The 11,845-nt window shown below is 41.2% G+C and carries 14 protein-coding genes; 7 read left to right on the top strand and 7 right to left on the bottom strand.

Translation table 11 applies throughout. From position 1 onward, the window contains the following. Positions 1–381: 381 nt before the first annotated feature. From sufD to Q0081_RS02865, 6 genes are all read right to left on the bottom strand, one after another. Positions 382–1,710: a Fe-S cluster assembly protein SufD gene (gene sufD / locus Q0081_RS02845; protein ID WP_409034042.1), complete on the bottom strand. Its 1,329-nt coding sequence runs from the start codon at positions 1,708–1,710 to the stop codon at positions 382–384. Beyond that, positions 1,703–1,765 carry a hypothetical protein gene (locus tag Q0081_RS02850; RefSeq protein ID WP_298349051.1) on the bottom strand — a complete coding sequence of 21 codons (63 nt, stop codon included), beginning with the start codon at positions 1,763–1,765 and terminating at the stop codon, positions 1,703–1,705. The genes sufD and Q0081_RS02850 overlap by 8 nt, the downstream gene beginning before the upstream one ends. 10 nt (positions 1,766–1,775) lie before the next feature. Next, complete coding sequence (locus Q0081_RS31800; protein ID WP_409034043.1) at positions 1,776–1,895, bottom strand: type II toxin-antitoxin system YoeB family toxin; 120 nt, start codon at positions 1,893–1,895, stop codon at positions 1,776–1,778. Positions 1,896–1,975: 80 nt separating this feature from the next. Beyond that, positions 1,976–2,200: a hypothetical protein gene (locus tag Q0081_RS02855; protein ID WP_298349016.1), complete on the bottom strand. Its 225-nt coding sequence runs from the start codon at positions 2,198–2,200 to the stop codon at positions 1,976–1,978. Positions 2,201–2,239: 39 nt separating this feature from the next. After that, positions 2,240–2,995 carry a Fe-S cluster assembly ATPase SufC gene (gene sufC, locus Q0081_RS02860; protein ID WP_298349019.1) on the bottom strand — a complete coding sequence of 252 codons (756 nt, stop codon included), beginning with the start codon at positions 2,993–2,995 and terminating at the stop codon, positions 2,240–2,242. A gap of 242 nt (positions 2,996–3,237) precedes the next feature. Beyond that, a complete protein-coding gene (locus Q0081_RS02865) occupies positions 3,238–4,080 on the bottom strand; it encodes a dienelactone hydrolase family protein (protein ID WP_298349022.1) in 843 nt (280 codons plus the stop codon). Positions 4,081–4,219: 139 nt separating this feature from the next. On the opposite strand from Q0081_RS02865, the gene Q0081_RS02870 reads away from it, so the two are divergent. The 7 genes from Q0081_RS02870 (at position 4,220) to Q0081_RS02900 (ending at position 10,641) form a co-directional block, all read left to right on the top strand. Beyond that, on the top strand, positions 4,220–4,579 hold the full coding sequence (locus Q0081_RS02870; RefSeq protein ID WP_298349025.1) for a BlaI/MecI/CopY family transcriptional regulator: 360 nt from the start codon (positions 4,220–4,222) through the stop codon (positions 4,577–4,579). Between the two features lie 134 nt (positions 4,580–4,713). Further along, positions 4,714–6,579: a M56 family metallopeptidase gene (locus Q0081_RS02875; RefSeq protein WP_298349030.1), complete on the top strand. Its 1,866-nt coding sequence runs from the start codon at positions 4,714–4,716 to the stop codon at positions 6,577–6,579. Between the two features lie 4 nt (positions 6,580–6,583). Then, positions 6,584–7,675 (top strand): hypothetical protein, encoded by a 1,092-nt coding sequence (locus tag Q0081_RS02880; protein ID WP_298349033.1) that lies wholly within the window; start codon positions 6,584–6,586, stop codon positions 7,673–7,675. After that, the gene (locus Q0081_RS02885) at positions 7,672–8,727 is read left to right on the top strand and encodes a hypothetical protein (protein ID WP_298349036.1); all 1,056 of its coding nucleotides are present in this window, start codon (positions 7,672–7,674) and stop codon (positions 8,725–8,727) included. Before Q0081_RS02880 ends, Q0081_RS02885 begins: the two co-directional genes overlap by 4 nt. Further along, positions 8,724–9,275, top strand: a complete 552-nt coding sequence (locus Q0081_RS02890; RefSeq protein WP_298349039.1) for a hypothetical protein — start codon at positions 8,724–8,726, stop codon at positions 9,273–9,275. Before Q0081_RS02885 ends, Q0081_RS02890 begins: the two co-directional genes overlap by 4 nt. A gap of 18 nt (positions 9,276–9,293) precedes the next feature. Next, on the top strand, positions 9,294–9,599 hold the full coding sequence (locus Q0081_RS02895; protein ID WP_298349042.1) for a hypothetical protein: 306 nt from the start codon (positions 9,294–9,296) through the stop codon (positions 9,597–9,599). Positions 9,600–9,606: 7 nt separating this feature from the next. Continuing rightward, positions 9,607–10,641, top strand: a complete 1,035-nt coding sequence (locus tag Q0081_RS02900; protein ID WP_298349044.1) for a hypothetical protein — start codon at positions 9,607–9,609, stop codon at positions 10,639–10,641. 95 nt (positions 10,642–10,736) lie between these two features. On the opposite strand, the gene Q0081_RS02905 is transcribed toward Q0081_RS02900, so the two are convergent. Next, positions 10,737–11,606: a universal stress protein gene (locus Q0081_RS02905; protein WP_298349046.1), complete on the bottom strand. Its 870-nt coding sequence runs from the start codon at positions 11,604–11,606 to the stop codon at positions 10,737–10,739. Positions 11,607–11,845 lie beyond the last annotated feature (239 nt).

Here is an 11,845-nt window from a genome sequence, read left to right on the forward strand (position 1 = left end):
CCTGAAAGCAGTAAAGGGTTCGTCCCTCAAAGTGGTCGTTGGCAAGTCGAACGCTCATTCTCGTGGTTGAATCGCACGGGCGACCCCGTTTTTTAGGCGTTTGAGTAAAGATTATGAAAAAACCGTAGAATCTTCGGCTGCTTTTATTCAAATTGCCTTTATTGATATGATTTTGGCAAGAAATTGAAAAAAAATTTTTAGACATACTCTTAAACACAATGGACACAAAGTAAAATCGCAATGGACGCAAAGTACTGCGTTTGAAATATCGCTGAGCCACTTTCGGCGTCAAGGCTACCGATTACGTTTAACAAAAAATCTCTGCTGTGAAGCAGAGATTCTCGTAATTTTTTCCCGATAACAGTTAACGGATAACTTCATTTATTGAGCTAACTTATCAGCAATTAAGCCTTCCAAATAGCCTCGAATAGAATCTATTTTGATTTGACTGATGACGTCTTCGCAGAATGCATACATCAACAGCGTCATTGCTTCCGCTTTCGGAATACCGCGCGAGCGCATGTAAAACAAGGCTTCGTCATTGAATTTACCCGTGGTGGTTCCGTGCGAACATTTCACGTCGTCGTTGTAAATTTCCAACTGCGGTTTAGTATTCATCGAAGCATCGTCCGAAAGCATAATGTTACGGCACGATTGATAGGCGTTGGTCTTGCTTGCGTGGTCGCGTACGAAGATTTTGCCGTTGAAAACGCCCGTTGATCTATCTTTCAAAATGCCTTTGTACAATTCATTGCTATACGAATTGGGTTTGGCATGATCTACAAGCGTATGATTATCAATGTGTTGCTTTCCATTGGGAAAATACAGCCCATACATAAAGGCTTCGCAGTTTTGTCCGTCTAAAACGATATTCAGGTTGTTGCGAACAAAGCCCCCGTTGATGGTAACCGTAACGGCGTAAAAGTGACTGTTGTTTTTTTGACTTACCTGTGTGGTACCGATATGATACGATTTATCGCTTTCGTTCTGAACTTTATAGTACTGAACATTGGCATTTTCTTCCACTACGATTTCGGTCACTACGTTGGTAAAGGAAGCATTATCTCCAAGGCTTCGGAACGCTTCGGCCATTTTTACTTCAGCATTTTTGCCTACCACAATTAGATTTCTGGGCTGAGATGCTGCATTGACCGTACGTGCGTCCGTGATAAAACGTAAAATAATGGGCTCTTCCACCACTTTTCCCGCAGGTACGTGAATCACGACACCGTCGTGGGCAAAGGCAGTATTGAGGGCAGTAAATGCTTCGTCTTGGTAGTTAGCGTATTTGGCAAAATAAGAAGCCAGCAATTCGGGCATTTCTTTGATGGCTTGCCCAAAATTCAGGATTTGTAATTGGCTGTCGGGTGAAACTATGTTCGACAATTCAGCCTTGTAGATGCCATTGATAAAATACAGCACGTTGCCTTGCAGGTTGGGAATTTCCAACGCTGCAATTTCGTCCGGTCCAAATTCGGTTTTGACGTTAAAATCAAACGCCTGTTTGACCAGACTGCTTACATTACTGTATTTCCATTCCTCGTGTTTGATGGTCGGAAAGCCTAATTTCTCAAAATTTTGGATGGCTTCGCGCCGCTTTTGATGAACATCCGACTTGGTTTCCCCGTTCAAACGGCCTTCCGCAGCTTGAAAAGCAGCGACGAGTTTATCTTTAAAACTTGTGTTATCCATGTTACTATTGCTATACATAATGGTATTTACATTCAACAATGATGACAGCTTCATCGGTGACTTCATATACCAAACGGTGTTCATTATCTATTCGTCTCGACCGCTCGGGCGGCCCCGCAATAACCTTTTAAGTTGTGCTTTAGAGCTTCTGGTTTACCTGTTCCTTCAAATGGATTTCGTTGTATTTCGTCAATTAATTTAATACTGCGGTCTTACAATTTTTTATTAGTAAGACGCCATTCATTAAATTGCTCAAAAGCTTTAGGAGTAAACGAGATATTCCTCATTTTAAATCCTCCAAAGAGACAGTGATGAGTTCTCCTCGTTGAGCTTGAGAAATGGATTCTTCTAAAAATGTTCGATTTGCTTGATTAGACAACAAATACTCTGTTTCATCCATTTCGGTATTTACCGTTACACGGATATTTCGCCCTTTAAACATAGATTTGAGACTACGAAATAATCGATAGTCAAGTTCATCTGCATTTAGTTCAATCGTGGTTGTCATAGTCTAAATCAACTTATGGGAACAACAAAAATCGGAAAACTACAACGCGGCTACTTCGGCTTTGATCCAGTCGTAACCTTTTTCTTCGAGTTCAAACGCCAGTTCTTTGGAACCTGATTTTACGATGCGTCCTTTGTACAATACGTGTACGTAATCGGGAACAATATAGTCGAGCAAACGTTGGTAGTGGGTCACGACGATTACGGCGCGCTCCGGAGAACGAAGTTTGTTCACACCTTCTGCCACTATGCGCAAGGCGTCAATGTCAAGTCCTGAATCGGTTTCGTCCAAAATCGCCAATTTAGGCTCCAACATCGCCATTTGGAAGATCTCATTGCGTTTTTTCTCACCACCCGAGAAACCTTCGTTCAACGAACGTTTCAGTAATGAATCATCAATATTGACAACTTTAGCTTTTTCGCGCATCAATTTTAAAAACTGAGCCGCATCCAAAGGCTCTTGTCCGCGTGATTTCCGAATTTCGTTGAGGGCCGTTTTGAGGAAGTTGATGGTGGTTACACCAGGAATTTCAACGGGGTACTGAAATGCTAAAAAGATACCAGCCGCAGCACGCTCTTCAGGTGACATATCGAGCAAGTCCTGACCGTCGAAATCAACGGTACCGCCCGTTACTTCATATTCTTCGCGCCCCGCCAATACCGAAGCTAAAGTACTTTTACCCGAGCCATTAGGCCCCATTATTGCATGGACTTCGCCGGCTTTGATTTCCAAATTGATTCCTTTCAAAATCTCCTTGTCGTCAACTGACGCATGTAAATCCGTGATTGTAAGCATAGTAAGTGGTTTTTGTATTGGTCAGCACGGGGTAAAAATCCCGTAGTACATCAGAAAAAGTTCGCAAAATTACAATAAAGAGTTTATAAACCCTTCTTATTTTAATAACAATTCTAAATAAGGAAAAGTTGGGTGAGGTTGAAAAAAGAAATCCCAAATGCCATTAAACACAAAAAGCCGGCTATTTCTAACCGACTTTCTTCATTCAAATGATTTAGACTTCTGCCGCGTGACAAAAAAGATTAACTGAATTTCTTTTTCAAATAACCAATTGAGTTTTTGTACGCATCGGCAGTAGCTACCGGATCGTGTTTTGGGTTGCTTGGATTGGCAAAACCGTGAACGGCATCGTACATTTTAATGGTTACGCCCTTGCCGGCTGCTTTCATACTTTCTTCAAATTTGGCAACGGTGGCCGGTGGAATACCGGTGTCTTGGCTTCCGAAGATTCCCAATACATCGACATTCAGTGATTTCAATTTCTCAACATCCAACTCAGGACGACCATAGTACATAACACAACCTACGGCCTGTTTGCCTTCTGCCAACGCCGACTGCAGCGACAGCATACCACCAAAACACCAGCCAACACTCGCAATTTTCGCCTTGGAACCTACGTATGTCAATGCGCCTTTGGTAATGGCTTCCAAACGCTCTTTGGGAGTAGATTGCATGATTTTTCCTGCTTCCTGCGGAGTGGTACCCACTTGGCCGTCGTACATATCAAGCGCCAATACGTTTACATCGCCGAGGTCATTGTAATACGTTTCGGCTTCTTTCTTGATTTGGTCATTGAGCCCCCACCATTCCTGATACACGAGCAGCCATTTATCTGATTTCTTGGCAGATTTCAGAAAGAAACCAGAAGCCGTTTTTCCATCGGGAGTCGGGAAGGTAATCATCTCCCCTTTGCCGACATAATGATACGGCAGCGGTGCTTCGTGCAGTGAAATAAAATGAGCATCGGTCCCCATCATTGCCATGTCGTGGTCAGAGGTGACGCAAAGTGGAATAGGTGCCTCTACCGGACGTTGAACAAATGCCTGCATGGCAAACATTCCTCCTAAAAGAATCAGTTTTTTCATTGTTGAATGGATTAGATGAACTTTGATGTAACAACACACAATTTTAACTATAAAAATTTAATAAGGTTGTCAAAACAGATTAAAATAAAAAACTATAAAAATAGTTTGTAAACTATAAACATAGTTGTATGTTTGTTTTATGGAAAAGCTTACCAACAAAGAAGAAGAAATCATGCAGGCGCTCTGGAAAGCAGAGCGTGCTTTTGTAAAGGACCTGTTGCCGTTTTTTACCGACCCGCCTTTGCATTACAATACCGTTTCGACTATTATCCGAAATCTCGAAGAAAAGGGATACGTCGGTCATCGTTCGTACGGAAATACGCACGAATATTATGCACTTGTCAACAAAGAAGACTATCAAAACCAATTCGTTATCAACAAGTTGGTGGGAGATTACTTCGACAATTCGTATAAGAACCTGGTGTCTTATTTTGCTCAGAATGACAAAGTAACGGCGGAAGAACTGCGGGAAATATTGCGCATGATAGAGCAGGGCTGATGTGCGATTGCCAATTTTCGATTGGCGATTTTAAACCCTTTTATATTCAAGTTCAATGCACTTACCCTTACAGTTAAATTACAAAAGATCATGTAAATCGAAAATCAGCAATCGCACCTCGAAAATAAAAAATCATGAACTACGACCTCTTTCTCTATCTACTTAAAGCCGGCTTGGTGTTGGCTATTCTGACGGTGGCTTACGCGTGGTTGGTCAAGCGCGAAACGTTTTTGCAGGTGAATCGGTGGCTGTTATGGATCAATGTGGCGGCTACGTTATTGTTGCCCATTATTCCCATGCCTGATTTTGAATGGATGCCCGATGCTCCTGCCAAAGCCGTGGCCGAGGTCATCCCAAGTCGACAGGTTTTACCCAATTCGACTCCTTCAAAAAAGTACGAAGAATTGGCTGTTGCTCCCTTGCCCACTATCAAATCTACTGCAAATCAGGACAATGCGCCGATTGCTCCTGCTCTGACGCTTTGGGATTGGATAGGGATTGTGTATGGGTTGGTGATGGGTTTATTGGCGCTCAAATTGGCCATTCAGTTGGGGACACTTTGGCGACTCAAACGCAGTGGGGTTAACTACGAACCCGAAGACGGAGTACAGTTGGTAGAAAGTGAAAAAATCACGGCTCCGTTTTCCTTTTTTCACTGGGTTTTTTATAACCCCACCCATCATAACGACGACGAATGGGCGCAGATTTGGGCGCACGAGTGCATCCACGTACACCAGCGGCACAGCATAGACATGCTTACGGCCGAGGCGTTGAAGATTGTATTTTGGTTTAATCCCTTTGCGTGGTGGCACCAACGATTGGTACAGGAAACGCTGGAATTTATCACCGACCGAGCCGTATTGGAAAGCGGTGTTGAGAAAAAATCGTACCAATACCATTTACTCCGCAGTACACTTTCCGCTGACAAACAAGCTTTTACGAACAATATCAATGCATCGCATTTTAATAAATCGTTCCTCAAAGAGCGCATTGAAATGATGAATAAAACAAAGTCCAAGTGGTTGGGAGTGGGAAAATATGGTCTATTTATCGGAATGCTCTGGCTTTGTGCGGCTTTTACGAAGCCGTATCGGGCTAAAGTTGCCGCACAACTTGTAGAGAAAGTGCCGGAGTTGAAGTTAGTTTTAACTCCAAAAACAGCGGCGAAAGCCGTTTTTAATGATTTTGTTTTGGAACAATCGTTGAATAAGCCCGTAAAAGATACGGCACAAATTGTTGTAGAAACTCTAACTACTGTCGAGGCTGATACACAGAAATTGGTTTCTGCTACGAAATACATTGTGTACGAAGGCAATGTGCTTCATTGGTTGATTACTCCAAAAACGACCATGGAGGATTTGGTGGAAATGAAAAAGGAATTTGCTAAACGTAATCTGATTTTTGAGGTTTCGGAGTTCAAATTAGACCCTCTCAATTTATTTATTGTTGGAGTGGCGGCAAGAGGGAGTCGAAGTTCACGTAGTGGCTGTGGATATAGAGCGTCAAACTCTGATGAAGAGGTTAAGCCTGTTTCCTCAAGTGGAGGCTATATTTCAATTGGAGAAAGAGGAAGCTGTGGTACGGCTGATAGTAAAGATATGCCTATGGGCTTAAAAGAAGTAGCCAATCAGGATGACAAAATAGCCGAAGCAGAACGGAAGAAAAACCAAGTAAGTTATTTAGAAATAAAAACCAGTGATGGTTTAGGGCCCGGCGGAAGTAGGTCCATCACAAAAGAGAGTTTAGTGAATTCAGCCAAGGTCAATTCCGGAAATTCTCTTGTTAAAAAATCTAATTACCTCAACCTTTCAGAGACTGATTTACTAAGTATAGCCAAACCACATCGCAATGATATTGTTCTGCTTAATGGTAAACCCTCTACCGTGGAAGAAGTAGAAAAAATACATGTGAATGACTTCCACTCGGCTATTTTCAAAGAGACTTGGTCGGAAGGTAAACTGCAAAGAAAGCACTACATCTTGATTTTTACCGAAAACTAAAGCCATGAAAACATTCACCATGAAATTTCTCTTTCACCCCGAACATTTTACTTTCACACACCGCTTCGGCGGACCGCACTTCAACAAATCGCTGTTAAAATCGCGAATTGAGATGATGAATAGGACAAAATCCAAGTGGTTGGGACTGGGAAAGTATGGACTATTTATTGGAATGCTATGGTTTTGTGCGGCTTTTACAAAACCATATCAGGTTAAAGTAGCTGCAAAAATCGTGGAGAAAGTACCGGAATTGAAGGAGTTTGCAGAAAATAAAACTACGATAAAACCCACTTTGAAAGATGTAGTTTTTCAAGAAACTTCTCTAAATAAAAAGACGAAAATAACCAAGGCAACGCTCCCGCCTCCAGTCGATAAATTAGTTTCACAGACCAAGTATGTACTCTTTAAAGAAGGATATATAGAATGGATTCTTACTCCGATGATTAAACGATCAGATTTTGTAGCTATTCAAAAAGAGTTTCACAAGATAAATTATGTATTTTCAGTAACTCATATCGAATATGACCCACTAAGCCATCATTTATTAGATGCCGGCTTGCGAATTGACAGGAATGAAAAGGGAAAATCTCTTACGCACGAACATTTTTATCCCAAATTTAAAATCCCCGTGACTGGTATTTATGGGACAATAGACATAAAGACCGGATATGCTACTATAGGAGGCCAGCTTTCTAAAAGCCCACTTTATCAAGTAGCTTTAGATGACCAAAAAATAGCAGATGATTGGGTTGGGGAAAATCGTGAGAAATACTTGGAATTTGAGCTTAATGAACACAGAAATAAAAATACAGTCCACGGTTTAAATTTTAGTTTAGATAACCTTAACTACCTCTCACAAACAGGAGTAAAAAATAGAGTTTACTTTGACAAAAACAGAAAATTACGTTTTGAAGAATTCCCCGGAAGGACAGAATTGGTAATTGATGGTAAGACAAATCAGCTTTCAAATGCTGAAAAACTCTCATTTGGCGATATTACTTGTGTAAACTTCCATGATTTTTATCCGCCTTCCGACACAATACGTCACTATAGCGTCATAGCAATTTATACTAAAAAATTCAAAAAACTGCCATGAAAACCTTCCAAAATCCCGAGCATTTCGCCTTCACTAACCACTTCAATAAATCCCTATTAAAATCGCGCATTGCGATGATGAACAGGACAAAATCCAGGTGGTTGGGAGTGGTAAAGTATGGCGTGTTTATTGGAATGCTCTGGCTTTGTGCGGCTTTTACGAAGCCGTATCGGGTAAAAGTAGCCGCAAAAATCGTAGAAAAAGTGCCGGAATTGAAATTGGTTTTGGAAGAATCAACCACCTCCTTGCCTACACTCAATGACTTTGTATTTGAAGCGCCGCCCAAACTGATCTCTGCCACTAAGTATGTGATTTACAAGGGGAGCAGACTGTATTGGGTCGTTACGCCTAAAGTTACTTTCAAAGATTTGACTGCGATTCAACTGGAATTTCAAAAATCAGGTGGCAAGTTTTTTGTAAAACAAATGAAATATGACCCTTTGGGATTTTACCTGTCAGAAATAAGCATAAAAACCTCCTTTTTGAAAGGGGGGGGAAGTGGTGAAACCGATGATTTGAAAGCCGTTGACAAACCTATTTTTGCATTTGGAGGCTGGATACAAGCGGGAGACAAAAGCCTTGGAATCAGTGATAATTCGTGGGATCCTGTATTTGATAAAATCGTGGAACAGGATAATAAAGCAATTGAAAAATGGATGAATGATCGCCAATCAGAGTATGGCAAAGCGAAGGAAGAGGAGAAAAGAAAGGAAGAAGATGCCCTCTTGGAAGACGTACACAGAGAATTTTATAAAAATCCGTTAAAAGCGCACAATGGATTTACAGAGTTTGGGCAAGATGCTCTTCAATACATTTTTCAATCAGGCGCCCGAAATCGGGTCTATTTTGGAAGTAAAGGAGAGTTTCGGGTTGAGAACTTCTATAAAACTTCGGACTTTATCATTGACAATCAGGCAAGTACTTTAGAGCAGGCAGAACAACTGACGTTTGATAAAATCAGAACAGTAGCCTGTTATGTGTATACTGACTCCACTCGCCAATCTACCCGAAGAACCGTTGCGATTGTTACTCATCCTACTAATAAGCTATGAAAACCCTAACCAATCCTGAGCATTTCGCTTTCACGCATCACTTCAATAAATCCCTATTAAAATCGCGGATTGCGATGATGAACAGGACAAAATCCAAGTGGTGGGGAGTTGGAAAGTATGGATTATTTATTGGAATGCTTTGGCTATGCGCAGCTTTTACAAAACCGTATCGGGCTAAAGTTGCCGCAAAAATCGTGGAGAAAGTGCCGGAATTGAAGTTAGTTTTGGGAAAACCGACTGACCCGTTGCCTTTGCTGAAAGATTATGTCTTTGAAACACCTGTTACTAAAGTTGCACAGGATGCTGTCTCAACTAAGACTATTTTCCAAGATACCTTAGTCTCAGAGACTAAATATGTAATTTATCGAGATAAAAAACTCTACTGGCTCATTACACCAAAATCTACCTTAAAAGACTTAGCTGATATTCAGCGGGAGTTTAAAAAGGCAGGGTGTATATTTTTAGTAAAGCAGGTAAAATTTGACCCATTGGGGTATTTTTTACTGGATATTGGGATTAAATCAGCTTCTCCCGTTGAAAAAGGCTAATGTCAGACAACGGGCTCGATGGAAACGGGAAAACCGATCAGCTCTTTTGGCGGTATGATTGAAATAGGGGGTGGGTTTTGCAGTTTAGGGGCATACAGTTCTGAAAATGAATTAAAAAAAATAGCCCAAGAAGATGAAAAAGAAGTATTGAAAGTAAACCCTTCCTTAAAAAATGCCAAGTTCAGACTAAATGATAATCCTGCATTTTTAGCTGATATTGAAGATATATCACCTGAAAAATTCATAAAGGCTGTTAAATATGAGGTATATGACAGCAAAAAAGCAGTAAGCGAAATTTATATGTTGGTTTACACAAAACAGTAATACAGCCATGAAAACTTTCCAAAACCCTGAACATTTCGCCTTTACTAACAATTTCAATAAATCGCTGCTATACAGTCGCATTACGATGATGAATCGTCAATCTTCTTGGCGGAGTTGGTGGCGGTACGGAGCCGTTGGAATGGTGTTGTTTTTCACGGTCATGTGTCAGAAAATTTCAAAAGAATCGAAAGAAGTAATCCCCGTAGAAGATGGCTCAGTCAAAATAGGAAATACCCCTTATTTGGTTTCAAAAAACGGTAAATTGTACGGCGTCATTACCCCAAATACCATCGACAAGGATATTCAGGAAATCGGTACACAATTGGCCAAGTATCAGGTCCCTTTTCACCTTTTTGGAGTTCAAAGAGATGAAAAAGGAAGAATTGTGCAGATAAAAGACGTGGTCTTGGGAGAGTACGGCAGTGAAGCCATGAAAGTTGTCAAAAGACGAAGCAACTTCGGCACTTTAAAGAAAGCATTCTTTGATTTCTGCTATGACCCCGAGTTTGGATGTTATCCCAATATTCACCCCGATGAGTTTCCGAGTAGTCTTTCTAAAACACTATTGCAGGAAGGTGTCGTCTCTTACGGAAGTAGCCAAAGTATCAAAAAGTGGCTTTCTAATCGCTCCTCTCTTACACAACGAAGAGGTAAAGTTACGCTAACCCCCGAATCGGAAATGGAATCCACTTGGACCGGAAGCATGAATCAGCTTTTGGAAGCCAGCTTTTTTAAACGAAAACAAGCCATGCTCTACGTGCGCCCCGACCATCATCTTGATTTGTACGATGAATACAAAAAAAGCGTCACCGTTTTTGTGGACAGAAAAGAGGTAACCTTAGAAGAACTTAAAACCGTTCACATCAGGCAGGTAGCCATCGTGTATGCCCATAAACGTAGTAAGGCACAAACGATGCCGGGTCTTTCAAACCACCAGGCCAATGATACTGACTATATCGTATGGATTGACCGCGTTCCCAATCGCATGAAGCGAGATTCGACGATCCACATAGTGAGTCCTTTTTATACCGGAGATTTTTGATACATTTTTAAACAAAGACACCTAAGCCCAAATCGGGCTTAGGTGTGCTATAAACAACCCATTCTCGCAAGATTTTTATGTTATCGCCCGTTTGATTAGGCTTCCATTCTCTCTAATTGTTCTAAGTGGCAAACCAGTATCGGAATCTCTGCTGCCAATACCATTTTCTTGGAAACACTCGGATTAATCAATCCAGACAACCAATCACGTTTCCGCGTTGCCATCACTATCAAATCGGCTTTATTTTCGTCAGCATACTTTTGTAATCCACCCACTACCGATTCCGCCTCAATGGTTTGAAGTGTATATTTTTTATTACCGAACGACTTTTTAATGTCATCCCTAAACTGCTCATCCTCAAACACATCTACTTCAAAAGGTGCATTTACTTTCACAAGCTCTAAATCCGCCTTAAAATGTTCCGCCAAGTTAAAAGCAAATCCCAGTGCATTTTCTTCAGGGCGCTCAAGTTCAGTGGCATACACAATTTTTTTAATCGTTTTTGTCTGTGTTTGTGGCGGTAAAACCAATACAGGACACGCCGCTTCGGCCACTACTGCCGACGCCACACTCCCGATAAGTTTGTCCAGCCAACCGCCTTTACCAGTACGCCCCATCACCACCAAAATAGGCTTTTGAGCTTGTATCTCCTCCAGAATCACTTCCGAAGCCGCTCCGTACACCAATTTGCTTTTGCAAGCAAATCCATCTTCTCTACATTCCGTTTCCCACTTTTTCATCGTTTTAGCATTCAACTGTTCAATTTGCTCTGCAAGCTCTACCAGTGCCTCGGCGGGTAGATTGGAATCAACCATGGGAGGGTGATAAGCGTGAACTAACGAAATACCTGCATCGTAGCGTTCGGCTATTTCTTGGGCAAATTCCAAAGCCTTTTGCGAATTTTCTGAGAAATCTGTCGGAACTAAAATGGCTCTCATTGTCTTTTTGCGTTGTTTGGATGCCATAAAATTGGTATGTTTAGTATTCAAATAGTATGACTATAATCAGTTATCATAAATGATTCAGGGCATTTTGATAAAAACTTGGGATGAGCTACGTTTGTAAATTTTACGACCAAGCAAAACCCCAATGAAAGTAACCCATCCCGAAAAAAAACGGATAACCGTTCCAAAGACCAAGTTAGAGAATACTTCCAAGAATTACAAAAGAACTTGCCAGATAGCCGAGACAAACGAGGTCAAAG

It is taken from the genome of Runella sp., assembly GCF_027484545.1.
In the GTDB taxonomy this organism is placed as follows: Bacteria; Bacteroidota; Bacteroidia; order Cytophagales; family Spirosomataceae; genus Runella.